The sequence below is a fragment of the Pseudoalteromonas sp. A22 genome (genome assembly GCF_018141345.1).
GTDB lineage: Bacteria > Pseudomonadota > Gammaproteobacteria > Enterobacterales > Alteromonadaceae > Pseudoalteromonas > Pseudoalteromonas maricaloris.
In genome coordinates this window covers 3729418-3752654 of sequence record NZ_CP047238.1, presented here as the reverse complement: position 1 = coordinate 3752654, position 23237 = coordinate 3729418, and the positions used below count along the sequence as shown (strand labels likewise).

Annotated in this window: 21 protein-coding genes; 15 read left to right on the top strand and 6 right to left on the bottom strand. The window is 43.7% G+C overall.

All coding sequences use genetic code 11. From position 1 onward, the window contains the following. The first annotated feature begins 126 nt into the window (after positions 1-126). Positions 127-2649: a M14 metallopeptidase family protein gene (locus GSF04_RS21845; protein WP_211858784.1), complete on the top strand. Its 2523-nt coding sequence runs from the start codon at positions 127-129 to the stop codon at positions 2647-2649. An 85-nt stretch (positions 2650-2734) separates the two neighbouring features. Here GSF04_RS21845 and GSF04_RS21840 read toward each other — a convergent pair whose 3' ends face one another. After that, the gene (locus GSF04_RS21840) at positions 2735-3406 is read right to left on the bottom strand and encodes a phosphoribosyltransferase family protein (RefSeq protein WP_039490882.1); all 672 of its coding nucleotides are present in this window, start codon (positions 3404-3406) and stop codon (positions 2735-2737) included. A 57-nt stretch (positions 3407-3463) separates the two neighbouring features. On the opposite strand from GSF04_RS21840, the gene bioH reads away from it, so the two are divergent. From bioH to GSF04_RS21825, 3 genes are all read left to right on the top strand, one after another. Further along, entirely contained in the window at positions 3464-4195 is a 732-nt protein-coding gene (gene bioH, locus GSF04_RS21835; RefSeq protein ID WP_211858783.1) for a pimeloyl-ACP methyl ester esterase BioH, read from the top strand. A gap of 104 nt (positions 4196-4299) precedes the next feature. Further along, entirely contained in the window at positions 4300-4608 is a 309-nt protein-coding gene (locus GSF04_RS21830) for a hypothetical protein (protein ID WP_010378475.1), read from the top strand. Continuing rightward, a complete protein-coding gene (locus tag GSF04_RS21825; protein WP_211858782.1) occupies positions 4608-5492 on the top strand; it encodes a putative metalloprotease CJM1_0395 family protein in 885 nt (294 codons plus the stop codon). The genes GSF04_RS21830 and GSF04_RS21825 overlap by 1 nt, the downstream gene beginning before the upstream one ends. Before the next feature lie 116 nt (positions 5493-5608). Here the strand turns inward: GSF04_RS21825 and GSF04_RS21820 are convergent, their stop codons facing one another. Both GSF04_RS21820 and greB read right to left on the bottom strand, forming a co-directional pair. After that, positions 5609-7921 carry a Tex family protein gene (locus GSF04_RS21820; RefSeq protein WP_039490887.1) on the bottom strand — a complete coding sequence of 771 codons (2313 nt, stop codon included), beginning with the start codon at positions 7919-7921 and terminating at the stop codon, positions 5609-5611. 83 nt (positions 7922-8004) lie between these two features. Beyond that, a complete protein-coding gene (gene greB, locus GSF04_RS21815; protein ID WP_010378480.1) occupies positions 8005-8490 on the bottom strand; it encodes a transcription elongation factor GreB in 486 nt (161 codons plus the stop codon). A gap of 214 nt (positions 8491-8704) precedes the next feature. Here greB and ompR point away from each other — a divergent pair, with 214 nt between their 5' ends. The 6 genes from ompR (at position 8705) to GSF04_RS21785 (ending at position 13510) form a co-directional block, all read left to right on the top strand. Beyond that, a complete protein-coding gene (gene ompR / locus GSF04_RS21810; protein WP_010378483.1) occupies positions 8705-9424 on the top strand; it encodes a two-component system response regulator OmpR in 720 nt (239 codons plus the stop codon). Positions 9425-9429: 5 nt separating this feature from the next. Continuing rightward, positions 9430-10749, top strand: a complete 1320-nt coding sequence (gene envZ / locus GSF04_RS21805; RefSeq protein WP_211858781.1) for a two-component system sensor histidine kinase EnvZ — start codon at positions 9430-9432, stop codon at positions 10747-10749. Positions 10750-10818: 69 nt separating this feature from the next. Beyond that, positions 10819-11475: a hypothetical protein gene (locus tag GSF04_RS21800; RefSeq protein WP_017219443.1), complete on the top strand. Its 657-nt coding sequence runs from the start codon at positions 10819-10821 to the stop codon at positions 11473-11475. Beyond that, entirely contained in the window at positions 11472-12146 is a 675-nt protein-coding gene (locus tag GSF04_RS21795) for a hypothetical protein (RefSeq protein ID WP_211858780.1), read from the top strand. Before GSF04_RS21800 ends, GSF04_RS21795 begins: the two co-directional genes overlap by 4 nt. Next, positions 12146-12892: a hypothetical protein gene (locus GSF04_RS21790; RefSeq protein WP_249122425.1), complete on the top strand. Its 747-nt coding sequence runs from the start codon at positions 12146-12148 to the stop codon at positions 12890-12892. The genes GSF04_RS21795 and GSF04_RS21790 overlap by 1 nt, the downstream gene beginning before the upstream one ends. A 252-nt stretch (positions 12893-13144) precedes the next feature. Continuing rightward, entirely contained in the window at positions 13145-13510 is a 366-nt protein-coding gene (locus tag GSF04_RS21785; protein WP_211858779.1) for a hypothetical protein, read from the top strand. A 104-nt stretch (positions 13511-13614) separates the two neighbouring features. Here GSF04_RS21785 and GSF04_RS21780 read toward each other — a convergent pair whose 3' ends face one another. The 3 genes from GSF04_RS21780 to hslR all read right to left on the bottom strand — a co-directional run bounded on the left by GSF04_RS21780 (position 13615) and on the right by hslR (position 16684). After that, positions 13615-15153 (bottom strand): phosphoenolpyruvate carboxykinase, encoded by a 1539-nt coding sequence (locus GSF04_RS21780; RefSeq protein WP_010378491.1) that lies wholly within the window; start codon positions 15151-15153, stop codon positions 13615-13617. Positions 15154-15416: 263 nt separating this feature from the next. Beyond that, positions 15417-16262, bottom strand: a complete 846-nt coding sequence (hslO, locus tag GSF04_RS21775) for an Hsp33 family molecular chaperone HslO (protein WP_039490898.1) — start codon at positions 16260-16262, stop codon at positions 15417-15419. Positions 16263-16273: 11 nt separating this feature from the next. After that, positions 16274-16684 carry a ribosome-associated heat shock protein Hsp15 gene (hslR, locus tag GSF04_RS21770; RefSeq protein ID WP_010378496.1) on the bottom strand — a complete coding sequence of 137 codons (411 nt, stop codon included), beginning with the start codon at positions 16682-16684 and terminating at the stop codon, positions 16274-16276. A 276-nt stretch (positions 16685-16960) separates the two neighbouring features. Between hslR and gspC the strand changes: the two genes are divergently transcribed. From gspC to gspG, 5 genes are all read left to right on the top strand, one after another. Then, the gene (gspC, locus tag GSF04_RS21765) at positions 16961-17845 is read left to right on the top strand and encodes a type II secretion system protein GspC (protein WP_039490900.1); all 885 of its coding nucleotides are present in this window, start codon (positions 16961-16963) and stop codon (positions 17843-17845) included. A 27-nt stretch (positions 17846-17872) separates the two neighbouring features. After that, positions 17873-19939 carry a type II secretion system secretin GspD gene (gene gspD, locus GSF04_RS21760; RefSeq protein WP_039490902.1) on the top strand — a complete coding sequence of 689 codons (2067 nt, stop codon included), beginning with the start codon at positions 17873-17875 and terminating at the stop codon, positions 19937-19939. A 40-nt stretch (positions 19940-19979) separates the two neighbouring features. Next, positions 19980-21518: a type II secretion system ATPase GspE gene (gspE, locus tag GSF04_RS21755; RefSeq protein WP_275041413.1), complete on the top strand. Its 1539-nt coding sequence runs from the start codon at positions 19980-19982 to the stop codon at positions 21516-21518. Further along, a complete protein-coding gene (gene gspF / locus GSF04_RS21750) occupies positions 21518-22744 on the top strand; it encodes a type II secretion system inner membrane protein GspF (RefSeq protein WP_010378505.1) in 1227 nt (408 codons plus the stop codon). The genes gspE and gspF overlap by 1 nt, the downstream gene beginning before the upstream one ends. Positions 22745-22808: 64 nt before the next feature. Continuing rightward, on the top strand, positions 22809-23234 hold the full coding sequence (gene gspG / locus GSF04_RS21745) for a type II secretion system major pseudopilin GspG (RefSeq protein ID WP_026001105.1): 426 nt from the start codon (positions 22809-22811) through the stop codon (positions 23232-23234). Positions 23235-23237 lie beyond the last annotated feature (3 nt).

The following is a 23237-nucleotide window of genomic DNA, read 5'->3' as shown; positions in this document are numbered from 1 at the left end:
TAAATTACTCGGTTAATACGTATCATACTCTCCTCGTCGTGTTGTCGCTAGTGTTCGGCGTAAAAATTTGGCAATCGGCGGTGCGCTTGTTAGCTTGAAAAGTAATCGGAATTAAAGGACATTATCATGCGGTTAATAAGCTGTATTATCGTGCTGTTGAGCTTTAGCTTGCAGGCCAAGCCCATTGCCTATTATTTTGGCGATGAAGTAAAATTTGATCCCACAATAACTACGCCAAAACAAGCATTTGGATATGAAGTTGGGCAGTGGCATTTGCGCCACGATCAAATCGTTAATTATCTACATACCCTTGCAAGTGAAAGCCCAAGGTTGAGTGTCGAAACAATCGGGTTTAGCCATGAGCGACGTCCTTTGTTACTCCTAAAAGCGAGCTCGCCACAAAACCAACAAAACTTGGCACGTATTCAGCAAGATCATATTGCTGCATTGAGCAGTAGCCAAAACCGTTCAGACCAGCCTGTTGTGATGTGGATGGGCTATAGCGTGCACGGTAATGAGTCTTCAGGAAGCAATGCCGCGGTACTCATGGCATATTATTTAGCTGCGGCGCAGGGCGAGTCAGTTACGCAGCTCCTTGATAATGCGGTGATATTGTTAGATCCAGCTTTGAACCCTGATGGCTTATCACGTTTTGCTACATGGGCAAACGCCAATAAGAGCATGTCTCTATCAACCGACCCTGCACATCGTGAGCATAATGAGTCTTGGCCTTCTAGTCGCACTAACCATTATTGGTTTGACCTCAATCGTGATTGGTTACTACTACAGCATCCTGAGTCAAAAGCACGTATCAAAGCGTTCCATCGTTGGAAACCTAACGTACTGACCGATTTTCATGAAATGGGACCAAATAGTACGTATTTTTTCCAACCAGGGATCCCATCAAGGACTCACCCAATTACCCCATTACAAAACGTAGCGCTAACCAACGAGATTGGTAAGTTTCATGCCAAAGCTCTTGATGCGCAAGGGGAGTTATATTTTACTCAAGAGAGTTTTGATGACTTTTATTATGGCAAAGGTTCTACGTACCCCGACGTAAATGGTGCGGTTGGCATTTTATTCGAACAAGCGAGTAGTAGAGGGCATGCACAAGAAACTCAGTATGGCGTGTTGAGTTTTCCTGAAACGATTAAAAATCAGGTCACGACGAGTCTCTCGACATTTCAAGCCAGCACGACGCATCGACGCGCTTTACTTGATTATCAGCAGCAGTTTTATCAACAAGTGAACGAGCTTGCGAGTAAAGATGAAATCAACGGTTACGTTGTTGCTCGCGGCAAAGATAACTACCGTTTTCAAGCGTTTGTGGATTTATTGAAGCAGCATCAGATAGAGGTGAAATACCTCTCAAAAGCCAAAGAAGTTGATAACACCGAATATCAGCAAGGGGATTTATACATTCCACTGGCCCAGCCGCAATATCGCTTGATAAAAGCACTATTTAGCACACAGACGCATTTTAAGGACAACACGTTCTACGATGTTTCAGGTTGGACGATGCCGTATGCTTATGATTTAGATTTTGCCGCAGTAAAAAGTGGCTGGGGTTTAAAGCTTCAAGGTGAATCGAGCACTGACTCAAATCTATTGGCTCCCGTTGCAGGAAGTTATGCCTACACCATAGAGTGGCATCATTACCTAGCGCCACAATTAGCAAATCGCCTCTTACAGGCTGGAGTGAAAGTAGCAGCTGCAATGTCACCATTTTCAGCATCAACCACCTCAGGCTCTCATGACTTTCAGGCCGGGACACTGGTGATAGCAAGTGGTATTCAGCAGCAAGCGGACTGGTTTACTCAGCTTGAAACAATCGCCAGAGAGCTTTCACTTCCAGTATATAGTGTGACTACAGGCATGACCCAAAGTGGCGTCGATTTTGGGTCAAGACAAATGCTGCAGCTGCAAAAGCCAGAAGTCCTCATCATAGGTGGTGCGGGTGTAAGTCAATATGAAGCGGGTGAGCTTTGGTATCATTTGGATAGGCATTTAAAACTTGCCCCGTCAATTGTGGAAAAGCAGCATATCGAGAAACTCGATCTTACGCGCTATACCCACATTTTATTGGCTGATGGTAAATATGGAGATTTAAGTGACAAGAGCAAAGCCAAGCTCTTGAGTTGGGTTGCTAAAGGCGGTGTGATTTGGGGGCAAAAGCGTGGTGCGCAGTGGCTAATCGAACAGCAGCTACTAGACGCTGAAATGGTTTCAAGCAAAGAAATGCGAGCCCAGTTTGACAGCAAAAATCTCACCTTTGCAGATCAAGATAGCCTTTCGGCAAAACAGCGGATTGCCGGCGCAATTTTTGATGCGCGTTTGGATTTAAGCCATCCTTTATCTTTTGGCTTTGAGAACCGGGAATTACCTGTCTTTAAAAATAGCACTTGGGTGATGCATCGTATTAATAAGCCATTTATCGAGTCGTTGACGTATACTAAAAAGCCTTTATTGGCAGGGTATGCTGATAATATTAACGTTGAACAGATCGCAGGTTCTTCTGTCTTGATTGCGTCAAAGTCTGGACGTGGAGTGGCTGTAGGAATGACTGACAACCCGGTATTTCGTGGCTTTTGGTTCGGTTCTAGCCGACTGCTAAATAACGCGCTGTTCTTTGCACACGGCATATAAGGTCCAGAACAGCTTATCTGTGCAGTGAGACTTTTAGCGATTTGATTGATATCTATTGTCGTGATATCAAGCAAATAATACGCTTTTAAGCGTCGAATGGTGTGAGGCTGATAGCCATCGCCCACACCATTTTCGCCCCGTTTTGTTTACACACTTTTGCCGCTGCATTCATGGTCGCGCCCGTTGTGATCACATCCTCAAGTAATACGATATTTTTCCCCTCAACAGATTGGTTGAGCGCAAAGGCATTGTTTAAGTTACGTTTTCGTTTAGCCTTGGTCAGCTCAGATTGCGGCTTGGTGTGCTTTGTTCTTTTCAGTATTGTCTGGGTGAGTGGTAGCCCTTGCCAAACTTGCTCAACTTGATTGTAACCTCGTCGGATTAACCGTCTTCGGTGTAGTGGCATACAACAAACAAGGTCTACGGGGAAAGCATCCTCTTCACTGAAGCGCTGCCATAGTGTTTGAGCCAGCAGGTTCAAGGCACATTGATACGCTTTGCTATGGTTAAACTTTACTCCTTGCAACCATGTGTTTATAGGCGTACGGTACCAACTCGCCACGGTTAACCCATCGCAGTCTTCAAGGCTAACCATACGTTGGATATTGGGGTAATTAAGTAGATTAATCTCTTGATCCATAAAGTCTAAGCACGCTTGTAAGCAGTGTGGACAAAGCAAGGCTTCTGTTGTGCGTTGTTCACAGCATACACAAGGCTGACACCACTTTTTAGGTAATAACCGATTAAGTTGGATCATTGCTTTCCATCCCGGGTTAGCTATCATGGCGTCAAGTTTGGTATAGAGAACAGATAAATGCAAAATGAAGTTGTGCTGCTCCATGGTTGGGGGATGAACAAAGCGGTGTGGCAGTTATGCGAGGAAGCCTTAGCACCTACAACAGCAATTAAAGCGGTCAATCTTCCTGGATTTGGTGGCACACCAAGCGCCGAGGGTGATTATTCTCTTGAGCGTAATGCTTTACTTATTGCTGAGCAGCTGATGCCACAAAGCGTGTTGATAGGCTGGTCTTTGGGGGGCTTATTTGCATTGTATTTAGCTGCTCATTTTCCAGACAAAGTTAGCAAGGTTATTTTGGTCGCTTCAACGCCATTTTTTTGTGAGCAAGCTGATTGGCCCGGAATAGCCCCTAAGGTGCTAAACAACTTTGAGACTCAACTGCAAACCAATAGCGCAAAGACGATAGAAAGGTTTTTAGCTATTCAAGCGATGGGCAGTGAACACGCCAGAGAAGACATCAAACAACTTAAAGCGCTACTAGGCACACTGCCGGAAGCGGAGGCGAAAGCACTAGCTGGTGGACTGGAGATATTGAAATCGCAGGACTTACGTGATGAATTTTCACGGCTGCAGCTCCCCACAATAGGCATATTCGGCCGTTTAGACTCTCTTGTGCCACAAGTGGCTGTAGAGAAAATGCAGGTACTCAATCCAAATTTTAAGGCTCATACGCTTGCAAAGGCCTCTCATGCGCCTTTTATCTCTCATAAAGAAGCCTTTTTATCACTCCTTAAATCAATTATTTAGATATTTGGAATAATAAAGCGGCAAAAAATTGCCGCTTTTACTTTTCTTTGTTGATATTTTGCGCAATAATTAGTCAGTAAGAAAAGGTTTATCTAGGTGCGAATATGCCAATAGGTGATGTGTTAAATAATGGAATTGACGGTTATAACCGCGCTGCTCAGGGGATTGCCCAAGCAAGTGCTGATATTAACCGCGCTGCCATCGATCAACAAAGTGATTCTGAACGTGCATCTGGGCGGCAGTTGCAAGGTGCTAGTGCCGGTGAAGCTGTGACGGCTCCTGTGAGCGAAACCCCAAGCTTGACCGAATCAGTGGTAGCCTTAAAAGTTGAAGAGTTTAACGCGAAAGCCAATGTGCAAACTATTCGCACTGCAGATGAAGTGCTAGGTACGTTGATTGATATTAAAGTGTAATGAACATAGTAACGCCACCACCGGCGATGAATTTAAACACTGCCAACGTGTACACCGAAACGGTTGTACGCGATAATCAGCTGCGTGAAGCGATCCCAAAACCTGCACCAACTAATCCCTCATTTACCGAAAACCGCAACCTTTCCGATTCTGAAAAAGGCCGCTCTTCTAACGTAGACGATGCAAAAGTTTACGGTTCTGATGGTAAAACAGAGCAAAGCAAAACCATTCAAGGCAAAGAGCAAGGTGAAAAAGGCGAAGGCCAAGAAAAAGAAAATAATGAACAAGAGCAGCAACAAACAGAGCAAGATGAGCAGGTCGTTCAAGAATTAAAATCTCGAGATAGAGAAGTAAGATTACATGAGCAGGCTCATGCCAGAGTAGGCGGGCAATATGCCGGATCACCGAGTTATGAATATCAGCGCGGTCCTGATGGTAATAACTACGCTATTGGCGGTGAGGTGATGATCGACGTTGCGCCGCTTGAAGGTGATCCGCAGGGCACGATTGAAAAAATGCAAACGGTGAGAGCGGCAGCGTTAGCACCAGCAGAACCATCTGGCGCTGACAGAGCCATCGCAGCAGATGCGACTCAAAAACTCTCGGCGGCGCAGGCTGAGTTGGCAAAAGCTTCTATCAGTGGTGAAGAACAAAGTGATAGCAAGCGGGTGCAAAACATTCAAACTCGCCGCTTGAGTGGTGAGCAGGCAAAAGCAGAGAGTGAAGAAGAGCAAGCCAAGCTTAAGCAGGATGCAGATCCTTATGCTGTTGCGATGCCAATTGAAGCCGACCCTGAAATCCAAGCAAGATCGCTCAGGATCTCAAATTTTTATCAACATGTAGCGATGCCTAATCAACCCGCATCGCTATCAGTGCAAATTTAACCGTAGATATTGGCCTTCTCCTCCGCGGGTCATTGCAGTGAAAACGAGTTAAAACCCCCGACAAACGAAAAGCGCGACCAAGGCCGCGCTTTTCTTTGTTCGTTGCACTGTTGAAATTACTTCTTCAGCTTTGCGAAGGCTTCAGCAAACGCATTACCCATCGCGGCGTTACCTGCATCTCGTGACTTTGGCTTAGAAGACTTAGGCGCCGCTTTCCCTTTGTGCGGCTTCGCGTTTTGTTTTTGCGCTGGAGCTTGAGATATTTCATCGTTTAGGCGCATGGTAAAGCTAATGCGTTTACGAGGCACATCAACCTCAATCACTTTGACCTTAACGATATCTCCCGCTTTAACGACTTCACGCGGATCGGAAATAAACTTATCCGTGAGTGCTGAAATGTGAACAAGTCCATCTTGATGTACACCTACATCCACAAAAGCCCCAAAATTGGCAACATTAGAGACCACACCTTCTAAAATCATACCGACTTTAAGATCTGTGATTGTCTCAACACCAGCTTTAAACTGCGCTGTTTTAAATTCTGGGCGAGGATCTCGGCCTGGCTTATCTAACTCTTTGATAATATCAGTGACCGTTGGTACCCCAAACTTATCATCTACATAGTCGTTTGCCACAAGGCCATTCAAGACTTCGCGATTACCGATAAGGGTATTCACTTCTAGATTTTGCTTTTTACAAATCGCTTTGACAACAGGGTAAGCTTCAGGGTGCACTGCTGATGCATCCAGTGGATCGTCGCCATTGGCGATACGTAAGAAACCAGCTGCTTGTTCAAATGCTTTAGGTCCTAATCGCTCAACTTTTTTAAGCGCCTTGCGATCCGTAAAAGAGCCATTTTCGTCGCGGTATTTTACGATATTGCTGGCTAATGTTTTATTCAAACCCGAGACGCGCGTTAATAATGGTATCGATGCCGTGTTCACATCGACACCTACTGAGTTTACGCAGTCTTCGACCACAGCCGTTAGTGTTTGTCCTAACTGGCTTTGAGAAACATCATGCTGATATTGGCCAACACCGATTGATTTAGGTTCGATTTTCACAAGTTCTGCTAACGGATCTTGTAATCTTCTTGCGATAGAAACTGCACCACGTAGAGATACATCAAGATCTGGAAATTCGTTTGCGGCAAATTCAGAGGCTGAGTACACCGATGCGCCAGCTTCACTCACCATGATTTTATTGAGCTTTAATTCGGTAGCGCTTTTTAGCAGTTCTGCGGCCAGTTTGTCGGTTTCGCGAGACGCGGTTCCGTTACCGATAGCAATAAGCTCAACTTTGTATTGGCGGCACATTTGCTCTAGTGTCTTCAGCGACTTATCCCACTGGTTTTGAGGGGCATGAGGGTGGATAGTACTGGTTGCAATCAGTTTGCCTGTGGCATCGACAATGGCGACTTTACACCCGGTACGTAACCCCGGATCGATACCCATTGTCACTTTTGCACCAGCAGGCGCAGCCATCAGCAGATCTTTTAGGTTTTTCGCGAAAACTTCGATAGCGTCTAGCTCTGACTTTTCACGCATTGACCCTAAGAATTCGTTTTCCAAGTGCAGGGCGATTTTAATCTTCCATGCCCACTGGACCACACCCATTAACCAATCACTGGCAGCTTTACCAGAGACGGCTAGGCGGTAATGATCAGCAATGATCTGTGCACAAAATTGAGCAGGGTCCTCTGCGCTTGGTTCTGGGTTGATAGATAACTGCAAAAAGCCTTCGTTACGTGCTCTTAGCATCGCCAGCGCGCGGTGTGATGGAATTTTATTTAGCAGCTCATTATGTTCAAAGTAGTCACGGTATTTGCTTCCTGCTTCTTCTTTACCCGCAATGACTCTTGCTTCGATTTGCGCGTTGTCTTTAAGGTGTGCACGGAGTTTAGCAAGTAGCTTTGCGTCTTCTGCAAAACGCTCCATGAGAATAAATTTAGCGCCATCTAAAGCCGCTTTGCTGTCTGCAACGCCTTTGCTCTCATTAATGAAAGGAGTCGCTTGTTGTTCTGGGTCTAACGTTGGATCTGCAAATAAAGCGTCCGCTAGGGGTTCCAAACCTGCTTCTATCGCGATTTGGCCTTTTGTTCTGCGCTTTGGTTTGTATGGGAGATATAAATCTTCGAGTACGGTTTTGCTGTCAGCGGCTTGTATTTCTGCATTTAACTCGGCAGTGAGTTTACCCTGTTCATCGATGGTTTTTAAAATAAACTCGCGACGTTCATCAAGCTCTCGTAAGTAACCTAACCTTTGCTCAAGCAAACGTAGTTGAGTGTCATCTAAGCCACCCGTTACCTCTTTACGGTAACGTGCAATAAATGGAACGGTTGCCCCTTCGTCTAGCAAACTAATAGCAGCATTAACTTGCTGTTCTCTGGCGTTAAGCTCCGTTGCTAAACGTTGTGTGATATTGCTCATGCAAAATCCTTATACTCTTCTTAATCGGTCTGTGTTGCCTAGACAATACTCATCTTTGGCAAACAAAATTTAGCTCAATGTTATCATTGTTCGGTGTTTCTGCGATATTCGATTTGGTTGATATACCAAAGTCTTCGGCCATGCGGTGTGGTGACTGTAATTTCATCATCGACTTGTTTGCTTAGTAAAGCCCTAGCCATTGGCGCATCGATGGAGATGTAGTCATTGCGTTCGTATATTTCATCAGGTCCAACAATTCGAAATGCACGAACCTCGCCTTCTTCGCTTTCTACTTCTACCCAAGCGCCAAAAAATACTTTACCTTCTTGTTCGGGACTATATTCCACGACTTTCAGTTCGGGCATACGCTTTCGCAAAAAGCGTACCCGTCTATCTATTTGCCTTAATAAACGTTTATTGAAGGTGTAGTCGGCATTTTCGGAGCGATCGCCTAAACTCGCTGCCCAATTCACAATTTTGGTGATCTCTGGGCGCTTTTCAAACCACAGGTGATCATGTTCTTGCTGCAGTTGGCGGTATCCTTCGGGCGTGATCAAATTCGTTTTCATGTTTCTCAGGTATTTTGGGTTAAACCCTTGTAATGTTCGGTAACAATCTAGTATCAATGTATGGTGTCGAAAAGCACCAAATTCAATTATATTTAAGCATAATAATATCATGGTCCATTATCGCCATGAGCGTTAAATGAACAGGATGATGATTTGTGCACGAAATGTCGCAGATCAGCAAGCTTTAGTAAATTAATAAATAGAAGAAATATAAATGGGAAATGAAACCACCAAAGTGCTCGTAGTTGACGACGATATGCGTTTGCGCAGTCTTTTAGAGCGTTATCTCGTAGAGCAGGGATTTATCGTCCGCAGCGCAGCCAATTCTGAACAAATGGATAGACTACTTGAACGCGAAAACTTTCACTTGATGGTGTTAGACTTGATGCTTCCTGGAGAAGATGGCCTTTCCATCTGTCGTCGTTTAAGACAAAAAGAGAATGAGATCCCAATTGTCATGTTGACGGCGAAAGGTGACGAAGTTGACCGTATTATTGGTCTTGAGCTTGGCGCGGATGATTACATTCCAAAACCCTTCAACCCAAGAGAACTGTTGGCGCGAATAAAAGCCATTCTTCGTCGTCGTGCCAAAGAAGTACCAGGTGCGCCTGCGGCAGAAGAAAATGAAGTGAGCTTTGGTAACTTTACCCTTAATTTAGCGACGCGAGAGATGCAACATGGGGAAGCGACAATTTCACTGACCTCAGGTGAGTTTGCGGTACTTAAAGCACTGGTGAGTCACCCTCGAGAGCCGCTTAGTCGAGATAAGTTAATGAACCTTGCTAGAGGGCGTGATTATAGCGCACTTGAGCGTAGCATTGACGTTCAGGTTTCGCGCTTGCGTCGTATGATTGAAGATGACGCCTCTAATCCTCGCTATATACAAACGGTTTGGGGTCTTGGGTACGTATTTGTGCCTGACGGCGTGAAGTAGCCAGCATGTTACCTCGTAGTGCATTCGGGCAAACCGTCTTCTTTGTCGGCGCGTTACTATTGATAAATCAAGTCGTGTCTTACATTACCGTTACCTTATACGTCTTCAAACCAACTTTTGAACAAGTGAACCTGATGCTTGCTAAGCAGGTTAAAACGGTTTTCATTGATTGGGAGAATGGTGTTGAAGTTGATAACAGTGTATCTCGCAAATTCTTCGAGATAACGGGTATTGAGGTGATGACACAAAGAGAGGCCTATGTAAATGGGCTGGGGCAGGCCAAAGAATATACATTGCTGTCTCGTAGTATGTCGGAGCAACTTAATGGTTCTGCGCGAGTCAGGATAAGCCAAGGAGATCCGGTTGTTTATTGGGTCGAAGCACCGCAAGCGCCTGGGTATTGGGTAAGAGTACCGCTTAGCGGACTCAGTGAAACAAAAATGGAGTTTTTAGTTTTTTACCTCTCCAGTATTGGTTTCTTAAGTGTATTAGGGGGGTGGCTTTTTGCTAGGCACCTAAACAAACCGCTAAAATCGCTACAAATTGCAGCTAGTCGAGTAGGCGTCGGGGACTTTTCAACACGTCTTGTCGAAGAAGGTTCTACTGAAGTCATAGAGGTGACTCGGGCATTTAATAAAATGTCTAAGGGGATCGCAGACCTAGAAAGTGATAGGCGACTGTTAATGGCTGGTGTTTCACACGATTTACGTACACCCTTAACCCGAATTCGTCTAGCAACTGAAATGATGTCGGATGAAGAAGACTATCTGCGCGAGGGAATTATCGACGATATTGAAGATATGAATGCGATTATTGACCAATTCATCGAATATCTCCGTCATCACAACGGTGCAGAAATGTCGGCAGATGACGTTAACACGGTTATTGAAGAAGTCGTTCATGCAGAGCAGCAACATCAGCGACCAATTCACCTGCAAGCAGAGGAATACTTACCAACGGTGATGATGAACGCCGTCGCGTTAAAGCGAGTGTTTACTAATATGATTGAAAATGCGATCCGCTATTCTGAACAAGATATTGAGGTGACGACAGAATACAGCCCCAAGCACCGTGCTGTTATCGTAAAAGTAATGGACAGAGGGCCAGGTATTCCTGAGTCAGAGTTGGAGTCTGTATTCGAGCCATTTAAACAGGGAGATCAGGCTAGAGGGAGTGAGGGAAGTGGCTTAGGGCTTGCCATTATCAAACGTATCGTGACCACACACGGCGGTAAAGTAAGACTACGAAATCGAGATGGCGGTGGTCTGATCGCGGAGGTTTCTTTGCCAGCTTACCGTGGTAAACTTGAGGAAAATAACAATTAATAAACTTTAACGGCTTGAGGTATAACACTGGTTTTTCCGGGCCGTTAAGTAATAGTAAGGAATGCTATTGTGGCTATAGAAGTATCCAGCGCACGATTGATCCCTGTTTTGAGGCGTATTGTCGCTGTCAAAAAGTTTGCCAAACTCCACCCAACGCTCATTCCCTTTATGCTCTATCTGGCCGTCAGTGGTATCGCTCTGTTTTATGTTGCTCGTTTGCTTAATTCGTTTGGGTTTTCTGCACTGAAGCACATAGGGATAAGTGACTTTTTAACCGTGATCATGACTAATTTTTTATTTCTACCGGCATTTACTTTCGTTGTCTTCAGCTTACTCACGATAATCAGGCAAGATAAAAAGCTTGTTCAGGTTAAGTTTCTTGGCGTTGATAAGTTGAACTATATAGTTAACCAGCCACTCTATAATTTTCCACTTTCCACAACGATTATTACTACGCTTATTTTGTCTACATATGCGGCTGATTTCGCAGCAAAAAGTGCTGTAAGAGACGTAAAGGCTTTACAGCGTGGAAACACTGATATTTATTTAAGTTATCCGATAGATTGGTTTGGCGAACAAGTAATGACAATTCCTTCAGTTGTAATTGTGCTGTCGACTTCACGATATACTTTTATATATCACCCTGAAACAAAAAAGGCGGTGGCCATTCCCGATGCGAATTTAGGTAGCATTACTACACTCTCGGCTTCAGGGGGAGGGAAATGAAAAAAATTACCAATGACGCTGAATATTACGCTTGGTTCGATGAAGTAAGTAAAAAGACCGCAAAATTTATTTATGAACAACCTGGTGTTCTTATTACTTTGGGATATCTGACACTAAATTTGGCAGGCTTCGTGTATCTTACTTCTTTATTCAATGCTTTTTCTATCGAGATCATCAAATATATGGAACTTAGCGACTTATTGATGTCATTCTTGGCAGAGCCAGATATTCTTTTTGCAACATCTTGCGCAATTGCAGTGGGAGGAGGAGTGGCTTATGTAGTGAGTAAATTCGATAGAAAGCGTGCTCAGATTAAAGAGCTTAAGGGGTGGAAAAGTTGGCTCTTGAGCCACCGTATTTTATATCGACTCAATCCTTTCTATAGTTTAGTTGTTGTAGCTATGCTTATTTATCCAAATGCATACGCTGGACTACTGGGCTCTTGGAACGCTGAGAGCATAAAAGAAGGTAATGGTAAGCTTTACAATTTTGATTTAATTAACTCGATTAGTCTTGATCAACAAAAAAGGCGTCACTTTCAAGATATGCAAATCATACTGGAGTCTGAACGCTATGTTTTTCTCTATGAAAAATCTAAAAATCGTTCAGTGATCCTATCGAGAGATAACATCGCGAGTATTCAGATAGTTGCGCAGGGTGTGGATAATTGATGCGAAGCATATCGAAGAAGGTGTCATATCGTGATTTGACCTATACCCAAAATGTTTTAACAAATGCTCAGTTGGCTCAATTAAAGTGCATCATTGCAACGAGCTTTTCCAATGTAGAGGTTGAGCATTACTTTGCTCTGTACTTTGAAAGAGGTGAAAGCACAAAGCGTAGACTCCGTTTGTTTTTATCAGGTGGTGACATTGTCGGCTATTGCTTATTGACCTTTGATGATAGCAACAAGGATGTATGTATTGTTGGCGCTTCAGCTGCTTTTTTACCTGACTTTAGAGGGAAAAACAGCACCTTTAGGTTTTCTCTTATAGAAGTATTAAAACGTTATATACGTAACCCTCGTAGAAAACTTTTATATGCAGATACTATGCTCAGCCCTGCTATGTTCAGGGCCATGGCAAAAAATATCGCCGAAGTTTATCCAAATAACTTACCTCAAAATAGTGCGATAGCAACGCTCTATGACACCATTAACCCGAGTGGCTTGGTAAGCCCTCATAATGGCCTAAGGTGTTTGAAGGCTGTTGGACGCAAAACCAATTACAGCGAGGCTGAAATCGCACGCTTTAGAGAAAGCAGCAAAACTGAGATTGCACTTTACTGCAGTGTTAATCCTGACTTTGATAAGGGAATTGCGCTTGTTGTTATCATTCCTATTTCGCTTACACAATTCATCTTAACACTAAAGAAAATATTATCGAGTAGAGTATCTGGTGTGTTAGGGCGAGGATAAGTACCGTCGCTAGATATGTGTTATTGCTTCTAAGTCTATCAAAAGGTCTTAGCCGATTAAGCTGGTTTAACTTTATGATATATCTCCTTTTTCCTTAATATTTACTAAGCTGAATTCAGTTCCTATTGTGCACTAGTGAAGAGTAAGTTCGATTTCCCAAGCAACGTTTTATTGTTTTCAATGTGCTGATTTAATGTTTTATTTATGTAAGTCTTTTGGGTGATAGTTAACTTAATATAAAAGGAAAATTGTATGAATAAGCTATTACCCGCAGTTGCTTTACTTGTGGCAACTTTAACTATGAGCAATCAAGCACATGCCAATGAAAAAAATGTGACAGTTGGTGAGTTTGGCGAAATTAGTGCTAATGGAGATATTGGCACTGCATCTATGTCTATTCCAGAGTTTAAGCAGTACTTTCGGTATATTATAGATACGGACGAAGTCGCTAATATCACTTCACAATGTCGTATCTTGACTTACATATACCATGATATTGATTTTAATTATATATACCCTGTTGAGTTTCGAATTGAGGCATACTCAAAGACTAAGCTTTATAAAACCTATAAAGGCCAAAGAGGACGCTTTGCTTCTGAGCAACGGCTATGTAATTGATTAAAAAGCCTTAGCGTAATACAATAAACCCACTTCAAGTGGGTTTTTAGATCAAAAAAACGCCCAAACAAGGGGCGCTTTTGATAAAGGAATCTTTCTTAGGTTTAGCCGCGAGGACCTGCTGCTTTGATTGCTTCAGAAACATCGTATTTAGCGAAGTTTTCTTTGAAGTCAGCCGCAAGTTTAGCTGCATATTCCGCATACTTAGCCTGATCTTGCCATGTATTTACCGGATTAAGTAGCTTGCTATCAACACCTTCTACTGCCACTGGTACATCTAAATTTAGTGCCTCAATGTGCTGTGTCTCAACGCCCTCTAATGTGTCGTTTACGATTGCATCAATCACGGCGCGAGTTGTTGGAATGTCAAAACGCTTACCAATGCCATAAGGACCACCAGTCCAACCTGTGTTTACTAGGTAAACTTTAGCGCCAAACTCACGCACGCGTTTCATTAGTAGCTCAGCGTACACGCCTGCTGGACGCGGGAAGAAAGGAGCACCAAAACAAGTTGAGAAAGTTGATTCGATATCAGAGGTTGAACCAATCTCAGTTGAGCCTACTTTCGCCGTGTAACCACTAAGGAAGTGATAAGCCGCAGCTTCTTCGCTTAGGATTGAAACTGGAGGTAATACGCCGCTCACGTCACAAGTTAAGAATACAACTGCACGAGGCTCGCCCGCGCGGTTTTCAACTTTACGCTTTTCAACATGCTCAAGAGGGTAAGCTGCACGCGTATTTTGCGTTAAGCTTGAATCGGTATAGTCAGGAGTACGCGTTTCATCTAGCACGACGTTTTCTAAAATAGTACCAAAACGGATTGCATCCCAAATAACTGGCTCGTTCTTTTGTGACAGGTCGATACATTTCGCATAACAACCGCCTTCAATGTTGAATACGCTACCTGGCGCCCAACCGTGCTCATCATCACCGATAAGAAAACGCTTAGGATCCGCAGAAAGCGTAGTTTTACCTGTTCCTGATAGACCAAAGAATAACGTTGTGTCGCCAGCTTCACCTACGTTTGCACTACAGTGCATAGGTAGCACGCCTTTTGCTGGTAGTAAGAAGTTTTGTACAGAGAACATCGACTTCTTCATTTCACCGGCGTAATGCATACCTGCGATTAGCACTTTGCGCTGTGCAAAGTTGATGATAACGGTACCATCGCTGTTTGTGCCATCACGCTCAGGATCACAAACAAAAGAAGGTACGTTCATCACCTGCCATTCAGGTAAATCAGTTTTGTTATAAGAGTTAGGTTCGATAAACATGTTTTTAGCGAAAATGTGGTGCCAAGCAGTTTCAGTCGTTACAACGACTGGTAAATAGTGCTCTGGATCCGCACCGACTTCTAAGTGAGAGACGAAGTGGTCATTTTCAAGAACGTGCGCTTCTACGCGAGCCCATAAAGCATCAAACTTAGCACCTTCGAATGGGCGGTTTACGTTACCCCATTGGATGTCATTTTCTGTGCTTGATTCTTTTACGATGAAACGGTCGTTTGGTGAACGTCCAGTACGACGACCAGTTTTTGCAACAAAAGCTCCATTTGCGGCTAAAGTGCCCTCGCCACGACGGATAGCGTGTTCGACAAGTTCAGCTGCGGTTAAATCGACAAAACGAGTAGCGCTTGAAGTCATGTTTATACCTAAAAAGTGAGAGTTGAACGGGATAGCTCTGGGGTACTCTTGCCCTTAGCTAAATTTATAGTAACAGATGAAATTGAGATATTCGAGCCTTTAGAGTGCTTAAAATTACATAAAAACGTCAAAAAACTTGAATAATTTCAATGATACCGGTGTCATAACTTTTGTATGTTTTATGACACCGGTATCACCCAATAGACATTAAAAAACCGCCAAAAATGGCGGTTTCATTTTGCAATTAAGGGCTAAAGCGCAACTTAATTAAATAACGATTTAATATCTTGCTCGTTAAAAACGTAGTTTTTCAAGCAGTAATGACAGCTAATATTGACTTCGCCGTGTTTTTGCAAGTCTTCCATTAAGGCTTCTAGTCCGACATTGGCCAGCGCATTCTCGGTTTTTTCACGGCTACATCCACATACAAACGAGATAGCTTGTGGTTCAAAAAGTTGAGGATTGTCTTCGTGATACAGTCTTGTTAGTACGGTATTGGCGTCTAAATCTAGTAGCTCTCTATCTTTAATCGTGTCGCTTAGTGCTTCAAGATGTTGGAAATCGGCAACAGACTTTTCTTTATTGACAGGCAGTACTTGTAAAAACAGACCTGCCGCTTTCACTTTATCGCCAACTAGGCTTGTTGCGAACCATAAACGGGTTTTCAATTGCTCTGATTGCTCGAAGTACTCTTCTAAACATTCGGCAAGTGATGCTTTAGAAAGAGGAACTATGCCTTGATAGCGTTCGCCTTTTGTCGGCGTAATGGTGATAACCATATACCCTTTGCCCATGAGCTCAGGTACAGATGATCCTGAAACCTCAGATTGCAGCCTTGCCACGCCGCGCATCTGTTGTTTGTGATTACCATTGATCACCGCATATTTTACTGGACCATCACCTTGAAGCTGAACCGCAATGTCACCTTCAAATTTTAACGTAGCGGTAAGCAAACTCGTCGCAACCAATAACTCGCCTAATAGCTGTTGCACAGGCTCTGGGTAGTTGTGACCGCTAATGATGTCAGTAAAAGTTTGTTCTATTTGTACAAGCTCACCACGTACATCTAACTTGTCGAAAATATAACGATGAAGTAAATCAGTCTGCATCAATGAAAATCCTAGTTTGATTTCAATTTAAGTAATTCACGGCGTTGTTTCTTGTCCGGCTTAGTGGCAGGACGAGGCGCAAACAAACTATTGTTTTGGCGCGCCAACGCGTTTTGCGTTCGTTTTTCAATACTTGCTTCAGACTCTTCATAAAGAGTTTGAGCAATTGGAGCCGCTTGTCGCTTTTCCATGATTTTGAGTATGGTTACTTCTTTCTCTTCATATCCTTGGGCTAATTTCACTACCGCGCCGACTTCAACCGTTTTACTTGGTTTACAGCGTTGACCGTTGTAATGTACTTTGCCACCTTGGACCATATCGCGAGCAAGCGCTCGTGTTTTGTAAAAGCGAGCTGCCCATAACCACTTATCAATACGAACTTTCTGTTCAGATTGGTTGTTTTCCTGTTGGAGTTTTGTCACAATTCGTTAACTATTTGCTAGTGTGAAATTTAACCTAACAAATTTAGCATATTTCGTTATGCAAACAAAGTAGATGACAGGCACTAAACTTGTGAGTTAATCGCACTTTACCTAAAAAATGAACTAATATGTGTGTCTATGTTCCAAGGTTAAGTTTAGATTCAGTTAATTGGCCTACGGTGTACCTATTTAATTAAAAGTTTAACAAATGCACGCTTGTTGAAAAAATTTCGAGGCGGTACACTGGGGCGTTCAAGAGAATAAGAAAAGTATTATATGGAATTACAGTTACAACAGCTTCAGAAGTTTTGGCTTGGTTTGCCTCATGCAAAATTGAGTCGTATCATTGTTGTCCTGTCGGTTGTTTACGTTGCGTTTCTCTTTTCGCAATTATTTTGGTTGTTATGGCCTGTGCCACAAACTCAACCCTTGCTCCCTGCATCACAACTGTATAGTCAATCAAGTAGCGGTATCACAAGCCAAGGAATTGTCGCTCAAAATTTGTTTGGTGAAGCAAATGCTAAGCCTGATACCAAACCACAGCCCGTGGTTTCTGATGCACCGGAAACAACGCTTAACGTTAGGCTAACTGGCATCGTGGCTGTTAGCCAAGATGATGGTGCAGGCCTTGCTATTATTGAATCTCAGGGGCGGCAAGAGACCTATTCTGTTGACGCGCCAATCACAGGCACTCGCGCAAAGCTTGCTCGGGTATTACCTGATCGTGTGATTTTAGATGTTAGTGGGCGTTTTGAAACGCTGATGTTAGATGGCATAGAGTTTAGTCGCACTGTGGCGATGCCAACTAAGCCAAAGAAAATCGTCAACAGCACAACTTCACCTACCCCACCTCGAAATGAATTAGCTAATCGTCGCCAGGAATTGCTCAGCGATCCAGGTAAATTATTTGATTATATTAAGATTGCTCCGGAACAGCGTAACGGCGAAGTTATTGGCTATCGCCTCTCACCTGGAAAGGATCCTGAATTGTTCGAACAGGTGGGGCTTAAAGCGAATGATTTAGCGATCGCAATTAATGGGTTTCAGCTCACGGATATGAAACAGGCTATGTCAGCTATAAATGAACTTAGAACGAGCACAGATGCAAACATCACGATCGAGCGAGACGGTCAGGTGATGGATGTGCAGTTTAGCCTGTAAAGTTACTAATTTTGGAGTTTTAGAATAATGGGTAAAAAGCTACACCTCACAAAAACCAAAAAAGGGTTAGCTAAGTATGCAACGCTCTTGATTGCTGCTGGTATTTCACTTTCTGTTTCTGCGGTTGAATATGCCGCGAACTTCAAAGGTACCGATATTAATGAATTCATTAATATCGTTAGTGATAAGCTGAATAAAACTATCATCATAGACCCTAACGTGCGCGGAAATATCAATGTTCGCAGTTATGAGCTGATGGATGAAAAACTTTATTATCAGTTCTTTTTAAACGTGCTTGAAGTATATGGTTATTCAGTTATTGAAATGGATAGCGGTGTGCTTAAGGTAGTTCGTAGTTCTGATGGTAAAAAGTCGAACGTGCCTTTGGTATCTGGTGAAGAGCTAGGGAATGGTGACGTAATGGTAACACGCGTTGTTCGCGTGAAGAACGTTAGTGTGCAAGAGCTTGGTCCACTTATTCGTCAATTCAGTGACCAAAAAGATGGTGGTCACGTAACCAATCTAAATTCAGCAAACGTGATGATGCTAACCGGACATGCGTCCTCGGTTAATCGCCTTGTTGATATTATCAAAACGGTTGACCAAGCGGGCGATAAGCGTGTTGATATCGTTAAGCTGAAGCATGCCACTGCTGAAGATGTTGTTAAAGTCGTTGAAAAGATTTTCCAAGACTCAGGGAAAGGCGGTGTACCAGACTTCCTTATCCCGAAAATTGTGTCAGATACCCGTACCAACAGCGTCATTGTTAGTGGCGAATCACAGGCCCGTAGCCGGGCGGCTGAACTCATCAAGCGTTTAGATGATGAACTACAATCTCAAGGCAATACTCAGGTTTTCTATCTGAATTACGCAAAAGCGGAAGATTTGGTTAAGGTTCTTCAAGGCGTGAGTAAATCAATTGAAGAAGAGCAAGCCGCAGGTCAGCAAGCAAGAACTCGCAGTAGTAGCAAAAATGAAACCAGTATTGAGGCGCATGAAGACTCAAACTCGCTGGTGATTACCGCACAGCCAGATACAATGCGCTCATTAACTCAGGTGATTAAAAAGTTAGATATTCGTCGAGCTCAAGTACTGGTTGAAGCGATCGTTGTTGAGGTTTCTGAAGCTGATGGTATTAACCTTGGCTTACAATGGATCTCTGAAAAAGGCGGTATGCTGCAGTTTAATGATGGCAACACTGTTCCGATCGGTTCACTAGCTGTTGCTGCTGAACAAGCACGTGATAGAGAGATTAAAGGAACTATCGTTGGAACAGACGATAATGATGTATCTAATACCACCACTACCGAGCGCGGAGATTATAGCGGTTTGGCAGGCCTACTGAAAAATATAAATGGTCTGGCGGCTGGTATTGTGAAGAATGATTGGGGGGCAATCATTCAAGCGGTAACTACGGATACCAACTCAAATATTCTAGCTACACCGTCTGTTACTACTATGGATAACGAAGAAGCCTCCATGATCGTCGGTGAAGAAGTACCGATCGTGACTGGTTCTACTGCAAACGACAATAACTCAAACCCATTCCAAACGGTGGACCGCCAAGAAGTGGGTATTAAATTAAAAGTAACCCCTCAGATTAACGATGGCACAGCGGTTCAACTGACGATAGAACAAGAAGTATCAAGCGTGAAAGGTGCGACGTCGGTGGATATTCGAGTGGCTAAACGTGCTATCAATACCACGGTTATCGCTGATGATGGCGGCATGGTTATCTTAGGTGGTCTGATTGACGAAACCGTTCAAGAAAGTGTTTCTAAAGTACCACTATTAGGTGATATTCCAGTGTTAGGTCACCTATTTAGATCAACAGGGACTAAGAAGGAAAAGCGTAACTTACTCGTCTTTATCCGTCCGACTATTGTACGTGATAGCCGCAGTATGAACGAGATTAGCCATTCAAAATACAACTTTATCCGTGGTGAGCAGCATAAACAAAGAGAAGATGGTATCGAGTTAATGCCATTTGAAGATACGCCAATCCTTCCTAAGTGGGACGACAAGCTTACTTTGCCACCGACGTATGAAGAGTTCTTGAAAGAACAAAACAGAAAAGAGCGTGAAAATGATTGATGAAAAAGTCACGCCAGATTTAGGAGCTGAAGCTGAAGAGATGGCAGCGCAGCTACAAAGCGCTGAGCCAATACTAGGCGAAGTGGCTGACATGCCTGTCGTACCAACGATTTCATTGCGTTTACCATTTTCGTTTGCACGTCGAAAAGGGGTGTTACTCAGCCCAGATGGCGATCAGGCTAAGCTCTTTCACAAAGGCACACTTGACCTTGAAACGCTGATGGAAGTACGCCGCGTTGCAGGCAAAACATTACATCTTGAAGCGCTAGATGAAGACCGCTTTGAACATATGCTTGAAGCGTCTTATCAAAGAGACAGCTCTGAAACACAACAGATGATGGAAGACATCGGCAACGAGATGGACTTGTTCTCGCTTGCTGAAGAATTGCCACAAACAGAAGATCTGCTTGCTGCGGATGATGATGCGCCTATTATCAAGCTCATTAACGCCATGTTGAGTGAAGCGATAAAAGAAGGTGCGTCGGATATTCATATCGAAACCTTTGAGCAAGAACTGGTTATTCGCTTTAGGGTTGATGGCGTACTGAAAGAAGTATTGAAGCCAAATCGTAAGTTGTCTTCATTATTAGTGTCTCGTATCAAAGTAATGGCTAAGCTCGACATCGCAGAAAAACGTGTACCGCAAGATGGCCGTATTAGTCTGCGGATTGCGGGGCGAGCCGTGGATGTGCGTGTATCGACGATGCCATCAAGCTTTGGTGAGCGCGTGGTGCTGCGTCTACTAGACAAAAATAATGCGCGATTAGATCTTGAAGATTTGGGCATGACCCAAGCAAACCGCGACGCGTTTGCAGAGATAATTGCTAAACCGCACGGTATTATACTGGTTACCGGTCCAACGGGTTCAGGTAAGAGTACGACCTTGTACGCCGGCATGACACAAATCAATTCTAGGGATCGTAATATTTTAACGGTTGAAGATCCGATTGAATATGAGATCCCAGGCATTGGCCAAACACAAGTAAATCCAAAAGTGGATATGACATTCGCTCGAGGTTTACGTGCGATCCTACGTCAAGATCCCGATGTAGTGATGGTCGGTGAGATCCGAGATTTAGAAACCGCGCAAATTGGTGTTCAAGCATCTTTGACCGGCCACTTGGTATTATCCACACTACACACGAATACGGCCGCCGGTGCTATCACGCGTATGGAAGATATGGGGGTTGAGCCGTTTCTTTTGAGTTCATCACTGCTAGGCGTGTTGTCACAGCGACTGGTAAGAACGCTTTGCCCTAACTGTAAAGAAGCGCATTTGGCGGATGAACGAGAATGTGAACTACTGGGTGTGGCTAAAGACAGTGGCACGCAAATCTTCCGTGCTGTCGGCTGTGAAGAGTGTAATTTCAATGGTTACAAAGGCCGTACAGGTATTCATGAGCTTCTCATCGTTGATGAGCCTATCCGTGAACTTATTCATAACGGTAAAGGTGAGCAAGCGGTAGAGAAGTATATTCGTAAGCGTACGCCAAGCATCCGACAAGATGGCTGTTCGCGAGTACTTGCTGGTCAAACAACCTTAGAAGAAGTAATGCGTGTAACGCGTGAGGAAGGCTAATGGCTGCGTTTGAATACCGCGCCTTAGATGGTAAAGGCAAAGAGAAGAAAGGAATTTTAGAAGCAGACACGGCAAAGCAAGTTAGGCAGATGCTGAGAGAAAAAGCCATGATGCCACTTGAAGTTTTGCCTGCTGCTGAGAAAGATAAAAACCAAAGTAGTGGTGGTTTTACGCTTTTTAAAGGCTACCGTCCCTCGGTATCAGACCTTGCCTTGATCACGCGCCAGTTGGCGACCTTGATCCAATCTTCTTTACCTGTTGAAGCTGCGGTGATGGCTGTGGCTGAGCAATGTGAAAAGCCAAGATTAAAGCGTATGCTGATGGCGGTAAGATCAAAAGTCGTTGAAGGTTATACGCTTGCAGATGGTATGTCGGAGTTTCCTCACGTATTTGATCACTTGTACCGTTCAATGGTTGCCGCTGGAGAAAAGTCAGGGCACTTAGATGAAGTACTAAATCGCTTGGCCGATTACACTGAACAGCGCCAACATATGCGTAGTCAAATTACACAAGCGATGGTGTATCCCATTATTTTGGTTATCTTTGCTATCGCGATTGTTTCCATTCTATTGGGAACGGTAGTACCAAAGATCTTGAAGACCTTTGAGAAGTCTAAGCAAGCACTGCCTTGGACAACCGAGTGGGTTATGGCTGCCAGTAATTTTGTACAAAACTACTGGATGATCACGTTGGCAGTGGTTGTCATTGGCACCTACGCGATTAAAAAAGCATTACAAAAACCTAAGATCCGTTTTTGGTATGATAGCAAGCTGCTGAGTTTACCGGGTCTTGGAAAGGTAACTCGTAGCGTGAATACTGCACGATTTGCGCGTACCTTAAGTATTCTCTCATCGAGTTCTGTTCCGCTACTTGAGGGCATGAAAATCTCAGGTCAAGTACTTGAGAACGAAAAAATCAAAGCCTCCGTTGCAGAAGCCGCGACTCGGGTGAGTGAAGGTGCAAGCCTTAGAGCGTCGTTGCAACAGACTAAAATGTTCCCACCTATGATGCTGCACATGATTGCCAGCGGTGAAAAGTCGGGTGAATTAGAACAGATGCTTGAACGTGCAGCGAATAACCAAGAAAGAGAATTTGAAAGTATGGTAAATGTCTCGCTGAAGTTGCTAGAACCTGCGATGATAGCGACGATGGCAATTATTGTACTGTTTATAGTTATGGCGATTCTTCAGCCAATTATGGCGATGAACAAAGCCGTAGGATTGTAGTCAAAAAGGAAAGGCCATCGCATGTTTTTGCATGGTCATCAATAACAGCATTGAGGTAAACATTGTGAAAAAACAATCAGGTTTCTCACTACTAGAAGTGATGGTGGTACTTGTTATCATCGGTATGATCTTATCTATCGTTGCGCCTAACGTGATGGGTCAACAAGAAGAAGCAGCAAAAGAAAAGGCACGTCTAGATATTCGTCAGATTGAAGACGCAATGAAGATGTACAAGCTAAAAAACAAACGCTATCCAACCACAGAGCAAGGCTTGGAAGCTTTGGTAACGCAAACCAATATTGACCCGGTACCAAAACGTTTCCCTGAAGGTGGCTTTATTTCTAAGCTTCCAGAAGATCCATGGGGTAATCCTTACCAATTAGTAAGCCCTGGCGAAATGAGCCAAATCGATATCTTTTCAATGGGTCCGGATGGCGAAGTTGGCACTGATGATGATATCGGTAACTGGGATACGGAAGACGAACGTTAATCT

Excerpts from the sequence above, each read along its gene's own strand:
- GSF04_RS21845 (WP_211858784.1), top strand. The coding sequence starts at position 127 with ATGCGGTTAATAAGCTGTATTATCGTGCTGTTGAGCTTTAGCTTGCAG.
- GSF04_RS21840 (WP_039490882.1), bottom strand. The coding sequence starts at position 3,406 with ATGATCCAACTTAATCGGTTATTACCTAAAAAGTGGTGTCAGCCTTGT.
- bioH (WP_211858783.1), top strand. The coding sequence starts at position 3,464 with ATGCAAAATGAAGTTGTGCTGCTCCATGGTTGGGGGATGAACAAAGCG.
- GSF04_RS21830 (WP_010378475.1), top strand. The coding sequence starts at position 4,300 with ATGCCAATAGGTGATGTGTTAAATAATGGAATTGACGGTTATAACCGC.
- GSF04_RS21825 (WP_211858782.1), top strand. The coding sequence starts at position 4,608 with ATGAACATAGTAACGCCACCACCGGCGATGAATTTAAACACTGCCAAC.
- GSF04_RS21820 (WP_039490887.1), bottom strand. The coding sequence starts at position 7,921 with ATGAGCAATATCACACAACGTTTAGCAACGGAGCTTAACGCCAGAGAA.
- greB (WP_010378480.1), bottom strand. The coding sequence starts at position 8,490 with ATGAAAACGAATTTGATCACGCCCGAAGGATACCGCCAACTGCAGCAA.
- ompR (WP_010378483.1), top strand. The coding sequence starts at position 8,705 with ATGGGAAATGAAACCACCAAAGTGCTCGTAGTTGACGACGATATGCGT.
- envZ (WP_211858781.1), top strand. The coding sequence starts at position 9,430 with ATGTTACCTCGTAGTGCATTCGGGCAAACCGTCTTCTTTGTCGGCGCG.
- GSF04_RS21795 (WP_211858780.1), top strand. The coding sequence starts at position 11,472 with ATGAAAAAAATTACCAATGACGCTGAATATTACGCTTGGTTCGATGAA.
- GSF04_RS21790 (WP_249122425.1), top strand. The coding sequence starts at position 12,146 with ATGCGAAGCATATCGAAGAAGGTGTCATATCGTGATTTGACCTATACC.
- GSF04_RS21785 (WP_211858779.1), top strand. The coding sequence starts at position 13,145 with ATGAATAAGCTATTACCCGCAGTTGCTTTACTTGTGGCAACTTTAACT.
- GSF04_RS21780 (WP_010378491.1), bottom strand. The coding sequence starts at position 15,153 with ATGACTTCAAGCGCTACTCGTTTTGTCGATTTAACCGCAGCTGAACTT.
- hslO (WP_039490898.1), bottom strand. The coding sequence starts at position 16,262 with ATGCAGACTGATTTACTTCATCGTTATATTTTCGACAAGTTAGATGTA.
- gspC (WP_039490900.1), top strand. The coding sequence starts at position 16,961 with ATGGAATTACAGTTACAACAGCTTCAGAAGTTTTGGCTTGGTTTGCCT.
- gspD (WP_039490902.1), top strand. The coding sequence starts at position 17,873 with ATGGGTAAAAAGCTACACCTCACAAAAACCAAAAAAGGGTTAGCTAAG.
- gspE (WP_275041413.1), top strand. The coding sequence starts at position 19,980 with ATGGCAGCGCAGCTACAAAGCGCTGAGCCAATACTAGGCGAAGTGGCT.
- gspF (WP_010378505.1), top strand. The coding sequence starts at position 21,518 with ATGGCTGCGTTTGAATACCGCGCCTTAGATGGTAAAGGCAAAGAGAAG.